The following is an 18,151-nucleotide window of genomic DNA, read 5'->3' as shown; positions in this document are numbered from 1 at the left end:
CATGTTCCAAACCGTGCTCGTCGCCAACCGCGGAGAGATCGCGTGCCGGGTGATCTCCACCCTGCACCGGCTCGGCATCCGTGCCGTCGCGGTGTTCACGCCGGCCGACCGCGGTGCGCTCCACGTCACGCGCGCCGACGACGCCATCCTGATCGAGAGCTACCTGTCGATCGAGTCGGTGGTTCACGCCGCGAGGGAGACCGGTGCGGAGGCGATCCACCCCGGCTACGGCTTCCTCTCGGAGAACCCCGACCTCGCGCGCGCGTGCGACGCGGCCGGTCTGGTGTTCGTCGGCCCCGGCGTCAAGGCCCTGGACGTCATGGCCGACAAGATCCGCGCCAAAGAGCACGTCGCCGCCGCGGGGGTCGCGGTGATCCCCGGGGTGGCGCTGACCGGAGCTGCCGACCAGGACGCCGCCGACCGGGTCGGGTACCCGCTGCTGGTGAAGCCCTCCGCGGGCGGCGGTGGCAAGGGCATGTCGGTCGTGGCGGAGCCCTCGGAGCTCGCAGCCGCGCTGGCCGGCTCGCGGCGTGTCGCCGCGGCCGCGTTCGGCGACGACACCCTGCTGCTCGAGCGCCTGGTACGGACCCCGCGGCACATCGAGGTGCAGCTGCTGGCCGACGCGTTCGACAACGTCATCCACCTCGGCGAACGTGAGTGCTCGCTGCAGCGCCGGCACCAGAAGGTCATCGAGGAGGCGCCGTCGCCGCTTCTCGACGAGGCGACCAGAGCCGCGATCGGCGAGGCGGCGTGCGAGGTCGCTCGGAGCGTCGGCTACCTCGGCGCGGGAACCGTCGAGTTCCTGGTGTCCGACGTGGCGCCGACGGAGTTCTTCTTCATGGAGATGAACACCCGGCTGCAGGTGGAGCACCCGGTCACCGAGCTGGTCACGGGACTCGACCTGGTCGAGTGGCAGCTGCGGGTCGCCGCCGGCGAGCGGCTGACGATCACCCAGCAGGACGTGGTCCTGGCGGGCCACGCGGTCGAGGCGCGCGTCTACGCCGAGGACCCGTCGCACGAGTTCCTGCCGTCCGCCGGGACCGTGCTCCTGCTCGACGAGCCGTCGGGGGAGGGCGTCCGGGTGGACAGCTCGCTGGTCGAGGGACTGGTGATCGGGTCCGGGTACGACCCGATGCTCGCCAAGGTGATCGCCTGGGCGCCCACCCGGGCCGAGGCCATCGCGCGGCTGGACGGCGCCCTGTCGCGCACCACCGTGCTGGGCGTCCGGACCAACATCGAGTTCCTGCGGCAGGTCCTGTCCGACGACGACGTCCGCGAAGGTCGGCTCGACACGGGCCTGCTCGGGCGGCTCATCCCGGGCCTGGTGCAGCGGACGCCCTCGGTCGCGGCGTACACCGCGGCGGCGCTGTCGCGGCGTGACGACGGCACCGGCCCATGGCGATCCGACGGCTGGCACGTGGGCGACCGGCGCCCGGTTCTGTACGACGTCGACGGTGTCGAGGTGTCCGTCGCCGGCCCAACGGTGACCGTCGGCGACGCGCCGCCGGTGACGGCCTCGTCCTCAGCGCCGGGGACGGTCGAGGTCGACGGCGTCGTGCACCGGCTGCGCCTCGCTGCGGACGGCCCCATCACGTGGGTCGGCGAGGGCGGGTCGGCGTTCGCGCTCCGCTTCCGGAGCCGCATCGAGCGGCTGGCCGACGACCTCGCGGGGCGAGCGCGCGGCACCAGGACGGTGGACCCGCAGGTCCGTTCCCCGATGCCCGGCACCGTCGTCTCGATCGACGTGGCGACCGGCGACGACGTGGTCGTCGGACAGGTTCTGCTGACGATCGAGGCCATGAAGATGGAGCACCGGATCACTGCGCCGTGCGACGGCGTCGTCACGCTCTCGGTCCGACCGGCCGAGCAGGTGACCCTCGACCGAGTGGTCGCCACCCTCACGCCACACCCCCCACGAAGGGATCCGGAATGAGCTACGGACTGAGCCCCGAGCAGCAGCGACTGCGCGACGAGGTGCGCGACTTCGCGGACAACGTCGTGGCCCCCGCGGCCTACAAGTACGACACGCTGCGGGAGCTGCCCTACGAGATCATCGCCGAGATGGGCGCGATGGGACTGTTCGGCCTGCCCTTCCCCACGGAGTACGGCGGCCAAGGGCGCACCTACATCGACCTCTGCCTGGCTGTGGAGCAGCTCGCACGCGTCGACCAGTCCATCGCCGTGACGCTCGAGGCCGGGGTGGGGCTGGGGGCCATGCCCGTGTTCCGCAGCGGGACCGAGGCCCAGAAGCAGGAGTGGCTCCCGATGCTCGCGCAGGGCACCGCGCTGGCGGCCTTCGGGCTCACCGAGGCAGACGCAGGCTCGGACGCCGCCGGGACGAAGACCACGGCCGAGCTCGTCGACGGTCAGTGGGTGATCAACGGCACCAAGCAGTTCATCACCAACTCGGGCACGAAGATCACGCGCCTGGTGACCATCACCGCGGTGACGGGCGAGAGCGTGCGTGCCGACGGCTCGGTCAAGAAGGAGCTCACGGCGATCCTCGTCCCCAGCGGCACTCCCGGCTTCACCGTCCTGCCGCCCTACGACAAGGTCGGCTGGCACACCTCCGACACGCACCCGCTGCGCTTCGAGGACGTGCGCGTCCCCGCGGAGAACCTGCTCGGAGAGCGCGGGCGGGGCTTCGCGTCGTTCATCCAGACCCTCGACGAGGGCCGGGTCGCGTTCGCGGCGCTGTGCACGGGCGCGGCACAGGGCTGCCTGGAGGAGGCCATGCGCTACGCCAAGAGCCGCAACGTGTTCGGCCACCCGATCGGCGACAACCAGCACGTGGCCTTCACGATCGCCCGGATGGAGGCCCGCGTGCACTCCGCGCGCCTGGCCTGGTACGACGCCGCGAACCGCCTGGTGGCGGGCCAGCCGTTCAAGCTCGAGGCCAGCCTGGCCAAGATGATCGGCAGCGAGGCCGCGATGGACAACGCGCGCGACGCGGCGCAGATCTTCGGCGGCAACGGCGTCATGAACGAGAACCCGGTGGGCCGGCACTACCGCGACTCCAAGATCCTGGAGATCGGCGAGGGGACCACCGAGGTCCAGCTCATGGTCATCGCGCGCGAGCTGGGGTTCGCCGGGGCGGCACGATGACTCGAGACGTCGAGCAGCGAGGGCTGTACTACGAGGAGCTCGAGCTGGACACGCGGTACCTGCACCGGCCCGGGCGCACGCTGACCGAGGCGGACAACGTCCTGTTCAGCACGCTGACGATGAACGGCCAAGCGCTGCACCTCGACGCCGCATGGTCCGCCGGGCAGCCGTTCGGGCAGCGGCTCGTGAACTCGATGATGACCTTGGCCGTCCTGGTGGGCAGCTCGGTCGACCAGCTCACCCAGGGCACGATCGTCGCGAACCTCGGCTTCACCGACGTGCGGTTCCCGCACCCGCTGTTCCACGGCGACACGCTCTACTCCTCGACCGTGGTCCTGGACAAGCGGCTCTCGCAGTCGCGCCCCGGGCAAGGTGTGGTGACACTCGAGCACACCGGTCGCAACCAGGACGACGTCGTCGTCGCGACCGCCACGCGCACCGTCCTGTTCTGGTGCCGACCGTGACCGGTTTCTCCATGGGCCCGGCGCTGCTCTTCTGTCCCGCGGACCGTCCGGACCGCTACGAGAAGGCCGCGGCCCGGGCGGACGCGGTGATCATCGACCTAGAGGACGCCGTGTCCGCGGACGACAAGCCCGCCGCCCGGCTCAACCTCGCCGACGTCCCCCTGGACCCCGCTCGCACGATCGTCCGGCTCAACCCCGTCGGGACGGACGACCTCGCCGAGGACCTCCGGGCCCTCGCCGGGACGCCCTACCGGACGGTCATGCTGGCCAAGACGGCGGCATCCTCCGACGTCCTCCCGCTGGCCCGCTACGACGTCATCGCCCTGGTGGAGACCGCGTCCGGCGTGGTCAACGCCGCGTCGATCGCCGCCCGGCCCAACGTCGTCGCCCTGATGTGGGGCGCCGAGGACCTCGTCGCGTCCCTGGGAGGAACGTCGAGCCGCGGACCGTCCGGCGCCTACCGCACGGTGGCCACGCACGCGCGCTCCACCGTCCTGCTGGCCGCGGGCGCGCACGGCAAGGCCGCCGTCGACGCCGTGCACCTGGACATCGGCGACGTCGACGGGCTCGCCGCAGAGGCCGCCGATGCCGCGGCCAGCGGGTTCGTCGCGACCGCGTGCATCCACCCGTCGCAGGTGCCCGTGGTGCGCGGCGCCTACAGGCCGTCCGACGACGAGGTCCGGTGGGCGCGCGACGTGCTCGCGGCCGCCGTCGGGCAGCACGGCGCGTTCCGGTGGGACGGCAAGCTCGTCGACGGTCCGATCCTCAAGCACGCGGAGCACGTGCTGTGGAGGAGCGGATCTCGATCGACCACGCCACCGCTCGGCTGACAGGCTGGTTCGTCCCCCGCGGGATGCGTGGCTGCAGTCGAGCGCGTCCGTGCTGCGCGCGGCGCGTCGCCCGTCCGACGCCAGGTGTGGTTCCAAGCGAGGTACCCGGCGGTCACGGTCCGGCAGCACGGCGCATTCGGCTGGCGGCCCATCAAACGAGCACCGCCTGCCCTTCGCTCGAAGTCCTCCACGCAATCTGATGGCCCAGCTCAGTGTCAACAACCGTGCGCAGAGGGCCAAGCGATTCGTCGACCCCCTTGCCTGATGCCACGCTGTTCGCGAAGGCACGACAAGCGCGTTGCACGGACTCTGTGGAATCAAGCGTTGCTAGTGCCAGGGCGCGGTCGAGACCGGACTGCGCCGCACTAAACCGCGCGGAGGAGTCCCTGACGGCAGCCTTCAGGAAATCGAGGTGCTCGGCCACGGCCAGGATCTCTGCACTCTCAGGATTGTCGAACGCATTGCTGTACGTGTCGCGAGCACGCCGGGCAAGACCGTATTCGTCCGCGGCCGACAACAGGCCATGGACTGCTTCGATCGTCGCTCGACGCCGCACCCGCTGACGCTCTCGAACGGTGTCGACGCGCGCGACGGCGAGGCCGAAAAGCACCCCGGAAACGGCAATGAACGGGCCACGGTTGTCGTCGCTCTGAACATACGCGAGAAACGCCGTTGCCAAGCAGAGCGCAAACAGAATGCCGACTGGCAGCCATCGCCTAACGAGGCGCATAGCGACTCGCTTCGCTCATGCCCGCCCGGGAGCCGCCCTCGGCTTCCCGTATCAGGTTGATCTGTGCCTTACGAATTTGAGCGACCCGATCTTCGTGCTCGGACGCCTTGACTCGTGCAAATGCGCCGCAGGCGACCAATGCAACACCTGAGGCAATGGTTGCGGAGAATTTGACATCGGTGAGCACTAGGTGAGGCAGTCCGAACTCGACGAGGAGCGTGGAGCCAATGAGGACAAGGCCGATAAACGAGAGAACGACTCCAGCCCCGGCGTTGTAGAGCCGTCCCCACGTCGAGTACACACTCGCCGGATAGGACTGGCTGCCCTTCGAGTCCGGCTGATCCGTGCTTTCGGCATGGGTCAGAGCGCCCGCATCGCCACCGGGGGAGGTCGCGGGCTCCGGCGCATTTGGGCTGCTCCTCGGTCTCGCCGCGGGCGGATCGGCCGGCACGTGAGGTGGGGTGTACGGCACCATCATGGGCCGCCTCTCTACGTCGGGTAGAGCCACGACCAGTCTCGGAGAGGGCTGCGGTCCGGACGCTCCCGCGGGCTGGGAAATACCGCCCGGCGCTGGAACTGGCATCGATGGGGCAGGTGAGGGCGCCTGGGATGCGCTGGGCTTCGCTCGCCTCCGCCAGAAGTTCAGCCGCATTGTTTCCCCCGAGCGGGCGACGACACGTTGTGGGTCTCGGCCAGCAATGTACGCCGACGTATTTGCTCGACCATTGGCCCGAGTTGTCGGGCACGGTCAGCACGAACAGGCGAGTGGGTGTTGCAACTCCTTAATCGCAGGTTGGCACTCTGACAGGTGCCGGACAAGACCTCGTGCGGGTGCTTTTACACCCTGCGCGCGAGCTCGGCTGCCGCGCCGCGGATCGCCCGGACGAACTCGGCGGGGTCCTGCCCTTGGGTGAACGTCACGGCGATCCCGGCGAGCGGGTGCCCGGTGCGGTCGCGCACCGCGACGGCGACGGACGCGAAGCCGGGGGTCACGTCGCCGTGCTCCTCGGCCCAGCCGGCGCGCCGCACCTCGGTGAGGACCGTCCGAAGCTCCGACAGCCTCGTCGGGCCCACGCCGGTGCGGTCGACGAACGCCTCGCGGCCCGGGAACAGCGCGCGCACCTGCGCGGACGGGAGATCGGCGAGGATCGCGCGCCCGCTCGCGGTGAGGTGCGCCGGCAGCCGCACTCCGACGTCGGTCACCAGCACGGGTCGCCCGGCGGCGCGCTCCTCGACCACGTAGAGCACGTCACGACCGTGGAGCACGGCCAGGTGCGCGCTCTCGCCCACCTGGTCGACGAGGCGGGCGAGGACCGGTCGGGCGGCGCGGGCCAGCGGTGCCTGGCGCGAGTAGGCGGAGCCCAGCTCGAACGCGGCGAGCCCGAGCGCGTAGCGGCGCTCCTCGGGCAGGTGGACCACGAAACCGTGCTCGGTCAGGACCGTCAGCAGGTGGTACGTGGTGGATCGGGGCAGCTCGAGCGCGGTGGCCAGTGACGTGGCGGGCAGCGGACCTGTGCGGGACAGGTGCCGTAGCAGGCGGAGCGTGGCGTCGGCCGCAGGCACCGAGCTCATGAGGCCTCCGCATCGTCTGGGATACCAGACACTATCCGGCGCCCGGGCCTGTGGTGGCGCGCGCGAGCGCGGTGTCATGAACCATGAGCACAAGCACCGCCATCGACGCCGTCGTCGTCGGCACGGGACCGGTCACCGTCGACGACGTGGTCGCGGTCGCGCGGCACGGCGCAGGGGTGCGGTTGTCGGACGAGGCGCTCGAGGCCGTTGGCCACGGTCGCGCGGTCGTCGACCTCCTCGCCGCCGACACGCATCCGCACTACGGCATCTCCACGGGGTTCGGCGCGCTCGCGACGTTGAGCATCCCCGCCGAGAAGCGCCGCGACCTCCAACGCAGCCTGGTCCGTTCGCACGCGGCGAGCACCGGACCCGAGGTCGAGCGCGAGGTGGTCCGCGCGCTCATGCTGCTGCGGCTCTCCACCCTCGCGACCGGCAGGACCGGCGTGCGGCCCGAGGTCGCGACGGCGTACGCCGCGATGCTCGATGCCGGTGTCACGCCGGTGGTCCGCGAGTACGGCTCGCTCGGCTGCTCGGGGGACCTCGCGCCGCTGGCCCACTGCGCGCTCGCGTTGATGGGGGAGGGCGAGGTGCGCGACGCGGCCGGGACGCCCATGTCCGCCGCGCAGGCCGGGCTGACGCCCGTGACCCTGACCGAGAAGGAGGGCCTGGCACTGATCAACGGGACCGACGGCATGCTCGGCATGCTGGCGCTCGCGCTGCACGACCTCGAGAACCTCCTGACCACTGCCGACGTCGCCGCCGCGATGTCGGTCGAGTCGCTGCTGGGCACCGATGCGGTGTTCGCGGCCGACCTCCAGGGGCTGCGTCCGCACCCCGGCCAGGCGGTCTCGGCTGCCACGATCCGCTCCGTGCTGCGCGGCTCCGGGATCATGGCGAGCCACAAGACACCGGACTGCACCCGGGTGCAGGACGCCTACTCCCTCCGTTGCGCCCCGCAGGTCCACGGCGCGGCCCGCGACACGCTCGCGCACGCACGAGCCGTCGCGGAGCGCGAGCTGGCGGCCGCGGTCGACAACCCCGTCATCACGCCCGACGGCCGCGTCGAGTCCAACGGCAACTTCCACGGCGCCCCGGTGGCGTACGTGCTCGACTTCCTCGCGATCGTGGTCGCCGACGTCGCGAGCATGTCCGAGCGACGCACGGACCGGTTCCTCGACGTGTCCCGGAGCCACGGTCTGCCGCCGTTCCTGGCGCACGACCCGGGCGTCGACTCCGGCCTGATGATCGCGCAGTACACCGCGGCCGGCCTCGTGTCCGAGCTCAAGAGGCTCGCGACGCCTGCGAGCGTCGACTCGATCCCGTCGTCGGCCATGCAGGAGGACCACGTCTCGATGGGCTGGCACGCGGCGCGCAAGCTGCGCCGGTCCGTCGACGCCCTGACCCGGGTGCTCGGCATCGAGGTCCTCACGGCGGCCCGTGCGCTCGACCTGCGGGCGCCGCTGCAGCCGTCGCCCGCCACGGGTGCGGTGCGAGACCTGCTCCGCAGACGGGGCATCCCCGGCCCCGGACCCGACACGTACCTCTCGCCCGACCTCGAGACCGCGGCCGAGGCCGTCCGGTCGGGGGCCGTGGCGCAGGCCGCCCTGGAAGGAGCACGTCGATGACCTCCGGCCCCCGACCCGTCCGCGCCCCCCGCGGCACGACGCTGACTGCCCGCAGCTGGCAGACCGAAGCCCCGTTGCGCATGCTGATGAACAACCTCGACGCCGAGGTGGCCGAGCGTCCCGACGACCTGGTGGTCTACGGCGGCACCGGCAAGGCGGCCCGCTCGTGGGACGCGTACGACGCGATCGTCCGCACGCTGACCACGCTCGGCGACGACGAGACGCTGCTGGTCCAGTCCGGCAAGCCCGTCGGCGTCCTCACCACGCACGAGTGGGCGCCGCGCGTCCTCATCGCCAACTCGAACCTCGTCGGTGACTGGGCGACCTGGCCGGAGTTCCGCAGGCTCGAGCAGCTCGGGCTGACCATGTACGGCCAGATGACGGCCGGCTCATGGATCTACATCGGCACCCAGGGCATCCTCCAGGGCACGTACGAGACGCTCGCAGCCGTGGCCGCGAAGACGTTCGGCGGGACGCTGGCCGGCACCCTGACCGTCACCGGCGGTTGCGGGGGGATGGGCGGCGCGCAACCGCTCGCGGTGACCCTCAACGGTGGCGCCTGCCTCATCGTCGACGTGGACGGTGAGCGACTGCACCGGCGCGTGCGCGAGCGCTACCTGGACCGCGTGGCGTCGGACCTCGACGAGGCGGTCGCGCTGGTCACGGCGGCGAAGCGCGCGAGGCAGGCGCTGTCCGTGGGCGTCGTCGGGAACTCCGCGTCCGTCCTGCCCGAGCTGCTGCGTCGGGGCGTCGACGTCGACGTCGTGACCGACCAGACGTCCGCGCACGACCCGCTGTCGTACCTGCCCGTCGGCATCGACGTGGCCGACTGGGCCGACTACGCCGCGGCCAAGCCCGAGGAGTTCACCGAGCGCGCTCGCGAGTCGATGGGCCGGCACGTGGAGGCGATGGTCGGGTTCCAGGACGCCGGCGCCGAGGTCTTCGACTACGGCAACTCGATCCGCGACGAGGCCCGCCAGGGCGGCTACGACCGTGCGTTCGACTTCCCGGGGTTCGTGCCCGCGTACATCCGGCCGCTGTTCGCGCAGGGGAAGGGCCCGTTCCGCTGGGCGGCGCTCTCGGGCGACCCTCGCGACATCGCCGTCACGGACCAGGCGGTGCTCGACCTCTTCCCGGAGGACGACCACCTGCACCGCTGGATCCGGGCGGCCCAGCAGCGGGTCGCGTTCCAAGGGCTGCCCGCGCGGATCTGCTGGCTCGGGCACGGCGAGCGTGACCTGGCCGGACTCAGGTTCAACGAGCTCGTCGCGGACGGTTCCGTGACGGCCCCGCTCGTCATCGGCCGCGACCACCTCGATGCAGGCTCCGTCGCGTCGCCGTACCGGGAGACCGAGGGGATGGCCGACGGGTCCGACGCGATCGCCGACTGGCCGCTGCTCAACGCGTTGGTCGCCGCGTCCTCGGGTGCCACCTGGGTGTCGATCCACCAGGGAGGCGGTGTGGGCATGGGCCGATCGATTCACGCAGGGCAGGTGTCGGTGGCCGACGGCACCGAGCTGGCCGCCCGCAAGCTTGCGAGGGTGCTGTCGAACGACCCGGCCATGGGTGTCCTGCGGCACGTCGACGCCGGCTACGCGCGGGCCGAGGAGGTCGCGACGGCACATGGTCTGCGCGTGCCCGTGCGGGAGGGTGACGCGTGACCTTCGCTCGCATGTGGTCGGACCTGGCGCCCGTGGGCCGTGCCGGTGACGGCGGCTACCGCCGGTTCGCGTGGACCCAGGAGGACCACGTGCTGCGCGAGTGGTTCGCGGGGGAGGCCGACGCGCGCGGCCTGTCGCTCGTGACGGACCGGGCCGGGAACCAGTGGGCGTGGTGGGGCGACCCGGACGCGACTCCGGGCGTCGTCACCGGCAGCCACCTGGACTCCGTGCCCGGCGGCGGCGCGTTCGACGGGCCGCTCGGGGTGGTCAGCGCGTTCGCCGCGCTCGACACGCTGCGCGCGCGGGGTTTCGAGCCGGGGCGCCCGCTCGGCATCGCGAGCTTCGTCGACGAGGAGGGTGCCCGGTTCGGCGTCGCGTGCGCCGGGTCCCGTCTGCTCACGGGCGCGCTCGACGCCGACCGAGCGCGGGGTCTCCGGGACGCCGACGGGGTGACGATGGCCGACGCGCTCAGCACGGCAGGCCGCGACCCGGCTGGGCTCGCCGCGGACCCGGAGGCGCTTCGACGGGTCGCGTCGTTCGTCGAGCTGCACGTCGAGCAGGGCCGCGGGCTGGTGCACACCGGCGACCCCGTCGGCGTCGGCCGGATGATCTGGCCGCACGGGCGCTGGCGGGTCGAGCTGCACGGTGAGGCCAACCACGCGGGGACCACGCCGCTGGCGGACCGGCGCGACCCGATGCTCGACCTGGCGTCCTTCATCGCCCACGTGCGCGCGGCCGCGCTCGACGCTGGTGCGCTGGCGACCGTCGGCAAGCTGCGCGTCGACCCGAACGGCGTGAACGCGATCCCGTCTCGGGTGACGGCCTGGCTCGACGTCCGGGCCGAGTCCGAGGCTGCGGTGCAGGCAGTCCTCTCGGCCCTGCAGGACTACGCCCCAGCACGGGAGTCCTGGACCCCGGTCACGGTCCTGGATGCCGACCTGGCGGACACCGTGGTCGACGCGCTCGGGGGTGCGCCACGGCTGAGCACGGGCGCGGGCCACGACGCCGGCATCCTGGCGGCGGCTGGCGTCCCGACCGCGATGCTCTTCGTGCGGAACCCGTCCGGGATCTCGCACGCCCCCGCCGAGGACGCGGACGAGGCAGACTGCCTCGCGGGGGTCGACGCGCTCGCCACCACCTTGGAGAGGCTCCTCGCGTGAGCGCCTACTGGGCCGCGCAGGCCTGGCTCCCGGACGGCCTCGCCTCCGACGTGCGACTCACCGAGGCCGACGGCCGCTTCACCTCGGTCGTCGCCGGGACGACGCCGGAGCCGGGGGACCGTCGGCTGCCCGGTGTCGTCCTGCCCGGCTTCGCCAACACGCACTCCCACGCGTTCCACCGGGCGCTGCGCGGTCGGACGCACGACCGCGGCGGGACGTTCTGGACCTGGCGGGAGCAGATGTACGCGCTCGCGGGGACGCTCACGCCCGACACGTACCTGGACCTCGCGCGCGCCACCTACGCGGAGATGGTGCTCGCCGGGGTCACCACCGTGGGGGAGTTCCACTACCTCCACCACGCGCCGGGCGGCGTCCACTACGACGACCCGAACGTCATGGCCGAGGCGCTGCGCACGGCCGCCCGCGAGGCCGGCCTGCGGATCACCCTGCTGGACACCGCCTATCTCACGGGCGGGATCGACGCACCGCTGGAGGGTGCACAGCTGCGCTTCGGGGACCACGACGCCGACGCGTGGGCCGCGCGCGTCGCGGCCATCCGCCCCGACCACACCCTCACGGTCGGCGCCGCGATCCACTCCGTGCGGGCCGTCCCGCTCGACGACCTCCCGGCAGTCGCCGCGCACGCGACGGGCCGCCCGCTGCACGTCCACCTGTCCGAGCAGCGGCTCGAGAACGAGCAGGCCCTCGGCACGTTCGGCGCGACCCCGACCAGGGTCCTGGCCGACGCCGGTGCACTCGGCCCGGCGACGACCGCCGTGCACGCGGTGCACCTCACGCCGGACGACATCGCCACGCTCGGCTCCTCCCGGACAGGGGTGTGCCTGTGCCCGTCCACCGAGCAGGACCTCGGCGACGGGATCGCCCCCGGAGCCGCGCTGCACGCCGCGGGCGCCCGGCTCTCGGTGGGCAGCGACCAGCAGGTGCAGACCGACCTGCTGGCCGAGGCGCGGTCGGTCGAGCTGCACGAGCGCCTCGCGGCGCAGACGCGGGGAGTCCTCACCCCGGCCGACCTGCTGACCGCCCTGACGGCGGGCGGGCACACGAGCCTGGGTGACCCGACCGGTGGCCGCCTCGCGCCCGGGACCCCCGCGGACCTCGTCGCCGTCCGGACCGACTCCGCGCGGACCGCCGGCGCCGACCCGGCACAGGTCGTCATGGTCGCGGGGACCGCCGACGTCGACACGGTCCTGGTCGGCGGGGTCGTGCGTGTCGAGGGCGGGAGGCACGTCCTCGGCGACGTGGGCGCGATGCTGGGCACGGCGATCCGTGCCGCCTGGGAGGAGGCCCGATGACCTCGCACCTCGTGATTGGCATCGGCGAGCTCGTCACGCACGACCCGCGGTTCGACCGCCCCTTGCTCGACGCGGCGCTGGTCGCTGAGGGCGGACGTGTCGCCTGGGTGGGCCGAGCGGCGGACGCGCCGGCCGCGGACCTGTGCACGGACCTCGCGGGCGCGGCGGTCGTCCCGGGGTTCGTCGACTCCCACACGCACCTCGTGTTCGCCGGCGACCGGTCCGCCGAGTTCGAGGCCCGCATGTCCGGCGCCCCGTACACCGGTGGCGGGATCGCGACGACGGTCGCCGCGACCCGGGAGGCGTCGGACGACGAGCTGCGCTCGGGCCTCCACAGGCTCGTCGACGAGGCCCGCGCCCAGGGCACCACGACGATCGAGGTCAAGAGCGGCTACGGGCTCGACGTCCCGACCGAGGAACGGCTGCTCAGGCTCGCCCGCGAGGTCACCGACGAGACGACGTTCCTCGGAGCGCACGTCGTGCCGCCGGGGATCGACCGGGCGGACTACGTCGCACTGGTCACCGGTCCGATGCTCGCGGCCTGCGCTCCGCACGCCCGCTGGGCCGACGTGTTCTGCGAGCCGGCCAGCGCGGTCGCGTTCGACGGTGACGAGGCTCGCACCGTGCTGACCGCCGCAGCGGCGGCCGGCCTCGGGCTGCGGGTGCACGGCAACCAGCTGGGCCACGGACCCGGTGTGCAGCTCGCCGTGGAGCTCGGCGCCGCGAGCGTCGACCACTGCACGTTCCTCACCGACGCGGACGTCGCAGCCCTGGCCGACGGCGACACGGTCGCCGGGCTGCTGCCCGGCGTCGAGTTCTCGACCCGGTCCCCGTACCCCGACGCCCGCCGGCTGCTCGACGCCGGCGTCGAGGTCGCGCTCGCCAGCGACTGCAACCCCGGCACCTGCTTCTCGACGTCGATGCCGTTGATGATCGCCCTCGCCGTCCGCGAGATGCGGATGACCGTCGCGGAGGCGGTCCGCGCCGCGACCCTGGGCGGCGCCCACGCCCTGCGCCGCGACGACGTGGGGCACCTGCGCGTGGGCGCCCGTGCGCATCTGGCCGTGCTCGACGCCCCGAGCCACCGGCACCTCGCCTACCGGCCGGGAGTCCCGATCGCGCGCGGTCTGACCCTGTAGAGAGCGTCTACAGGTGCTCGGCCTTGATCACGAAGTACGAGCCGCGGATCGTGCCGGCCAGCTTCGACTTCTGCCTGGCGAACTTGAACCGGGACGCGAGCTCCTCCGGGATCTCCATGCCGTCGGACAGCTTGAACCCGACCGCACGCTTGGAGGCGTCCGCGAGCGTGTACATGACGTTGATGGACAGACCCGACTCGTAGAACACGTAGGCGATGCGCGTCCCGTCGACCACGAAGGACGTCGCCTCGAGCGGGCGGGACCCGATCACGATCTCGCGCTCGTCCTTGAGGATGCCGTGCACCCAGTCCACCGTCTCGGTGGCCTCGCTCGCCGGGTCGACGCTGAAGACGTGGTCGTACTTGTTCTTGAAGTAACGCGCCTCGTTGGCCCTCAGGCCGGCGAGGGCCTCCGCCACGGGCGACGACTCCAGACCCTCGGCGGACACCTGCGTGAAGTCGACGATGTACGGCACGTGAACCCTTCCAGGTGCGGAGCTGACACCCGGAGACTACCGATACCGACGTGCCGGCCGGCCGCCTGCCCTGCACTGGGGCCGGTCACGCGGGAGCGAGGAGCCAGTCGAGCACGTGGTCGGCGGACCAGCCGTCCGGATACAGCTCCGCCAGCCGGGTCGCGCCCGTGAGGTCGGCGCCGAGAGTCACCAGGGCCTCCTCGGAGCGCCCGTCCGGCCGGGTCTGGCCGAGACCGACGTCGGCGGACAGCGCGTTGCACAGGCACGCCCGTCCGGTCGCCTCCTCGACGGTCCCGCCCTTGCGGACGAACATCTCGACGGGTTCCGCCGGGCAGCGGAACCCCACCAGACCGTCGTCCTTGAGGTACGGCGACCGAAGGAAGCCGAGGTCGCACAGGCGAGGCCGGGTTTCGCGCAGAGCCGGCTCCGAGAGCGTCCCGTCGAGCTGCGCGACCTTGAACGGGAAGCCGGTCGGTGAGGCGTCGGCGTCCGTGAGGACCTCGAGCTCGTCCGCGTGCAACGCGGCCAGGACCTGTTCGCGCAGCTGCGGGGTCAGACCGGAGTCGGTGCTCATCGCGAAGACGGTCCCGACCTGGACGCCGGTCGCACCCGCGGCGACCGCCGCCCGCACCGCCTCCGGCGTGCCGAGCGAGCCGGCGAGCCAGAACGGCAGACCCACGGCGGCGACCTTGCCGATGTCTGCCTGGTCCCTCGCCCCGAACACCGGCTGCCCGCGCTCGTCGCGCACCGGTCGGCCCCGCGGTGGCGCGTTGTGACCACCGGCGCGGTGCCCCTCGATGACGAAGCCGTCGGGGCTGATGGCAGGGTCGCGCGTCAGGTAGGCGGCGAGGACCTCGCTCGACACGATCGCCAGGAACATCGGGCGGTTCAGCGGAGGGATCCCGGTTCCGAGCAGGCCCGGCGGGTCGATCTCGACGCAGTGGTCGCCGGACGGGTCCCCGACCACGTCGACGGGCAGCCGTGTCGGGCGGTGGGCTGCGAGGTCGTCGAGCAGGTGCGGCAGGTGGCGGGGTATCCCGGCGCCGACGAGCACGACGTCGACGCCGGCGAGCATCGCGCCGTAGGCCGCGGCGGGCATCGCCATCTGGATCTTCTGCAGGTAGTTGATCCCGACGATCCCGTCGTGGCCCTCCTTGGCGAGCCACACCTCGACGAAGTTGCCGAGCACCGTGAGCTCCTGCACGGCCCGACCAGGACGCATGCTGAGCCGTTGCACAGGGGTGTACGCCACGCCGGCCGCGCGTCCGCCGGGCCGCAGGTGCCGCTTGAGGACACGGTCGACCACCGACCGCACGGGGAACGCGGCCATCGCGCGACGGACCGACCCGTCCAGGTCACCGTCCTCGAGCCGCCGCGCGAGCACCAGGTCCAGCGCCGTGCCCGACACGACACCGAGCTGCCCCCGCCGCGCGACCGCCGAGGCGAGGCGCCAGGACGAGACGGCGACCCCCATCCCGCCCTGGATGATCGTCGGGAGCGCGCGTCGCAGAGCCGTCAGCGGTGGGGATGTCGTCATCGAGCTTCTCCAGACCTACGGGGGGCGGCGGGTCGACTGGTCAGAGGCCCATCACGTGCACTCCGCCGTCGACGTGCACGATCTCGCCGGTCGTCGCCGGGAACCAGTCCGAGAGCAGGGCGACCACGGCACGGGCCGTCGGGTCGGCGTCGCGGACGTCCCAACCGAGCGGTGCCCGGTGGTCCCAGCCGCCCTCGATCGACTCGAAGCCGGGGATCGACTTGGCGGCCGTCGAGCGGACCGGTCCTGCGGCGACGAGGTTGACCCGGATCCCGTCAGGGCCGAGGTCACGGGCCAGGTAGCGGGAGGTCGACTCCAGCGCAGCCTTGGCCACGCCCATCCAGTCGTACACGGGCCAGGCGACCGTCGCGTCGAACGTCAGACCCACCACCGAGCTGCCCCGGTCCATGAGCGGTCGCGCGGCGACCGCAAGGGCCTTGAGCGAGTACGCGGACACCTCGAGCGCTGTCGCCACGTCGGGCCACGAGCCGTCCAGGAAGTGCCCGCCGAGCACCGCCTGCGGAGCGAAGCCGATCGAGTGGACCACTCCGTCCAGGCGGTCCGCGTGCTCACCGACCGCCCCGGCGAGGGCGTCGAGGTCCGCAGCAGACGTGACGTCGAGCTGGACCACGGGCGCCAGGACGGGAAGCCGCCGGGCGATCGCCTCGGTCAGCCGCTGCTGCCGGCCGAACGACGTGAGGACCACCCGCGCACCCTGCTCCTGGGCCAGACGGGCCACATGGAAGGCGATCGACCCCTCCGTGAGCACGCCGGTCACCAGGATCGTCTTGCCGTCGAGCAGCGCCATCGGGTCTCTCCACGTCTCGGTGCCGACCTCGGAACCGTCCGGCGCCCACGACGCTAGTCGCCCAGGGCGCTACGAACAGGAGCCCTTCGGCACGTTGACAGGCAGGTCCCGCACTGCATCGCGGCGCAGGCACCCGCCCACGTCGGGGCCGCCCGGTCCCGCACACCGCGCGCGACGCCGGAGGTTCCGCCAGACTTTGCACACCACCAGGGCAACGTCGGGGGACCCGTCATGAGCGTGCTGCGCACCAAGCCCGTCGAGCAGTCGATGGCGGACGCCGAGGAGCCGGAGTTCAAGCTCAAGCGCTCGTTGAGCGCGCTCGACCTGATCGTGTTCGGCATCGGTGTGGTCATCGGCGCCGGCATCTTCACGCTCACCGGGCGGGCGGCGCACGAGGTCGCCGGGCCGGGGATCGTCCTGTCGTTCGTGTTCGCGGCCATCTGTTGCGCGCTCGCGGCCATGTGCTACGCGGAGTTCGCCTCGACCGTCCCCGTCTCGGGATCGGCGTACACGTTCAGCTACTCGAGCCTCGGCGAGATCTTCGCGTGGATCATCGGCTGGGACCTCATCCTCGAGATGTTCCTCGGCGCCAGCGTCGTCGCGCAGGGCTGGAGCGCCTACTTCGGAGTGCTCCTCGAGAACCTGGGCATCACCGTCCCCGACTCGATCGGCTACGGCGGCGTGGTCGACGTCCCGGCGATCGCGCTCGTCGTGATCCTCGGGGTGCTCATGACCATCGGGATCAAGGAGTCGCTGCGCGTCAACCTCGTGCTCGTCGCGCTCAAGCTGTTCGTGGTGCTCTTCGTGATCATCGCCGGCATCCAGTTCATCTCAGCCGACAACTGGAGCCCGTTCATCCCACCGGCGGAGGCGAACGAGACGACGACGGGACTGACCCAGCCCCTGCTCCAGGCGATCGCCGGGGTCGAGCCCTCGACGTTCGGCTGGGGTGGCGTCGTTGCTGGCGCGGCACTCGTGTTCTTCGCCTTCATCGGGTTCGACGTCGTCGCGACGACCGCCGAGGAGACGCGCAACCCCCAGCGGGACCTGCCCATCGGGATCCTCGGCTCCCTCATCATCTGCACGATCCTGTACTGCGCCGTGTCCATCGTCGTGACCGGGATGGTCAGCTACGACAAGCTCGACCCCGAGGCGGCACTGGCCAACGCGTTCACCGCGCACGGCGAGGACTGGATGGCGACGGTCATCTCCGCCGGCGCCGTCGCCGGCCTGACGACGGTCGTGCTCACGTTGATGATCGGCGGGACCCGCGTCATCTTCGCGATGAGCCGCGACCACCTCCTGCCCGTCGCGCTCGCCAAGGTGCACCCGACGTTCCGCACCCCGTGGGTCATCACCGCCCTCGTGACGGTCGTCGTGGCGCTCGTCGCAGGCCTCACGCCCGTCGGGGTGCTGGAGGAGATGGTCAACATCGGCACCCTGAGCGCCTTCGTGCTGGTCAGCCTCGGCGTGCTGGTCCTGCGGCGCAAACGTCCCGACCTGCCGCGCTCGTTCAAGGTGCCGTGGATGCCGGTGCTGCCGCTGGTGTCCGCCGCGATCTGCCTGTACCTGATGCTGAACCTGTCGGTCGAGACGTGGCTGCGGTTCGTGGTGTGGCTGGTCCTCGGGTTCATCGTCTACTTCGGGTACTCCATGCGGCGCTCGCGGCTGGCGACGCCGGACCCGGTCGCCGACCCGTCCAGGTGACCGGCCTCAGGAGGCGGTGACCGCT

16 protein-coding genes are annotated in these 18,151 nt (G+C 72.1%); 10 read left to right on the top strand and 6 right to left on the bottom strand.

Annotated features, from left to right (window positions below; genetic code table 11):
- Position 1: 1 nt before the first annotated feature.
- From N553_RS0117175 to N553_RS0117160, 4 genes are read left to right on the top strand one after another with little or no spacing between them, the layout of a single operon-like run.
- Positions 2 to 1,933 (top strand): biotin carboxylase N-terminal domain-containing protein, encoded by a 1,932-nt coding sequence (locus N553_RS0117175; protein WP_028047561.1) that lies wholly within the window; start codon positions 2 to 4, stop codon positions 1,931 to 1,933.
- Positions 1,930 to 3,105: an acyl-CoA dehydrogenase family protein gene (locus N553_RS0117170; RefSeq protein WP_028047560.1), complete on the top strand. Its 1,176-nt coding sequence runs from the start codon at positions 1,930 to 1,932 to the stop codon at positions 3,103 to 3,105. The genes N553_RS0117175 and N553_RS0117170 overlap by 4 nt, the downstream gene beginning before the upstream one ends.
- Positions 3,102 to 3,569 carry a MaoC family dehydratase gene (locus N553_RS0117165; protein ID WP_028047559.1) on the top strand — a complete coding sequence of 156 codons (468 nt, stop codon included), beginning with the start codon at positions 3,102 to 3,104 and terminating at the stop codon, positions 3,567 to 3,569. The genes N553_RS0117170 and N553_RS0117165 overlap by 4 nt, the downstream gene beginning before the upstream one ends.
- An 11-nt stretch (positions 3,570 to 3,580) precedes the next feature.
- Positions 3,581 to 4,399, top strand: coding sequence for a CoA ester lyase (locus N553_RS0117160; protein WP_034623307.1), 819 nt, complete (start codon positions 3,581 to 3,583; stop codon positions 4,397 to 4,399).
- A gap of 151 nt (positions 4,400 to 4,550) precedes the next feature.
- Here the strand turns inward: N553_RS0117160 and N553_RS0117155 are convergent, their stop codons facing one another.
- From N553_RS0117155 to N553_RS0117150, 3 genes are all read right to left on the bottom strand, one after another.
- On the bottom strand, positions 4,551 to 5,129 hold the full coding sequence (locus tag N553_RS0117155; RefSeq protein ID WP_028047557.1) for a hypothetical protein: 579 nt from the start codon (positions 5,127 to 5,129) through the stop codon (positions 4,551 to 4,553).
- Entirely contained in the window at positions 5,116 to 5,607 is a 492-nt protein-coding gene (locus tag N553_RS25165; RefSeq protein ID WP_156043882.1) for a hypothetical protein, read from the bottom strand. Before N553_RS25165 ends, N553_RS0117155 begins: the two co-directional genes overlap by 14 nt.
- Positions 5,608 to 5,966: 359 nt before the next feature.
- Entirely contained in the window at positions 5,967 to 6,701 is a 735-nt protein-coding gene (locus N553_RS0117150) for an IclR family transcriptional regulator (RefSeq protein ID WP_028047556.1), read from the bottom strand.
- 83 nt (positions 6,702 to 6,784) lie between these two features.
- Here N553_RS0117150 and hutH point away from each other — a divergent pair, with 83 nt between their 5' ends.
- The 5 genes from hutH to hutI are packed head-to-tail and all read left to right on the top strand — an operon-like array spanning position 6,785 to position 13,599.
- Entirely contained in the window at positions 6,785 to 8,326 is a 1,542-nt protein-coding gene (hutH, locus tag N553_RS0117145; protein ID WP_028047555.1) for a histidine ammonia-lyase, read from the top strand.
- Entirely contained in the window at positions 8,323 to 9,987 is a 1,665-nt protein-coding gene (hutU, locus tag N553_RS0117140) for a urocanate hydratase (RefSeq protein ID WP_028047554.1), read from the top strand. The genes hutH and hutU overlap by 4 nt, the downstream gene beginning before the upstream one ends.
- 11 nt (positions 9,988 to 9,998) lie before the next feature.
- Positions 9,999 to 11,147, top strand: a complete 1,149-nt coding sequence (locus tag N553_RS0117135) for an allantoate amidohydrolase (protein WP_034623305.1) — start codon at positions 9,999 to 10,001, stop codon at positions 11,145 to 11,147.
- The gene (locus tag N553_RS0117130) at positions 11,144 to 12,460 is read left to right on the top strand and encodes a formimidoylglutamate deiminase (protein ID WP_028047552.1); all 1,317 of its coding nucleotides are present in this window, start codon (positions 11,144 to 11,146) and stop codon (positions 12,458 to 12,460) included. The genes N553_RS0117135 and N553_RS0117130 overlap by 4 nt, the downstream gene beginning before the upstream one ends.
- Positions 12,457 to 13,599, top strand: coding sequence for an imidazolonepropionase (gene hutI, locus N553_RS0117125; protein ID WP_028047551.1), 1,143 nt, complete (start codon positions 12,457 to 12,459; stop codon positions 13,597 to 13,599). The genes N553_RS0117130 and hutI overlap by 4 nt, the downstream gene beginning before the upstream one ends.
- Before the next feature lie 7 nt (positions 13,600 to 13,606).
- On the opposite strand, the gene N553_RS0117120 is transcribed toward hutI, so the two are convergent.
- The 3 genes from N553_RS0117120 to fabI form a co-directional block, all read right to left on the bottom strand.
- Positions 13,607 to 14,074, bottom strand: a complete 468-nt coding sequence (locus N553_RS0117120; protein ID WP_028047550.1) for a hypothetical protein — start codon at positions 14,072 to 14,074, stop codon at positions 13,607 to 13,609.
- Positions 14,075 to 14,159: 85 nt separating this feature from the next.
- Positions 14,160 to 15,611 carry a nitronate monooxygenase gene (locus N553_RS0117115; protein ID WP_051640304.1) on the bottom strand — a complete coding sequence of 484 codons (1,452 nt, stop codon included), beginning with the start codon at positions 15,609 to 15,611 and terminating at the stop codon, positions 14,160 to 14,162.
- 40 nt (positions 15,612 to 15,651) lie between these two features.
- The gene (gene fabI, locus N553_RS0117110; protein WP_028047548.1) at positions 15,652 to 16,419 is read right to left on the bottom strand and encodes an enoyl-ACP reductase FabI; all 768 of its coding nucleotides are present in this window, start codon (positions 16,417 to 16,419) and stop codon (positions 15,652 to 15,654) included.
- 231 nt (positions 16,420 to 16,650) lie between these two features.
- Between fabI and N553_RS0117105 the strand changes: the two genes are divergently transcribed.
- Positions 16,651 to 18,126 (top strand): amino acid permease, encoded by a 1,476-nt coding sequence (locus N553_RS0117105; RefSeq protein ID WP_028047547.1) that lies wholly within the window; start codon positions 16,651 to 16,653, stop codon positions 18,124 to 18,126.
- The last annotated feature ends 25 nt before the right edge of the window (positions 18,127 to 18,151 follow it).

It is taken from the genome of Cellulomonas sp. URHE0023 (assembly GCF_000688475.1).
GTDB lineage: Bacteria > Actinomycetota > Actinomycetes > Actinomycetales > Cellulomonadaceae > Cellulomonas.
The sequence above is the reverse complement of the archived record's forward strand: the minus strand, read 5'-3'. Positions and strand labels throughout refer to the sequence as shown.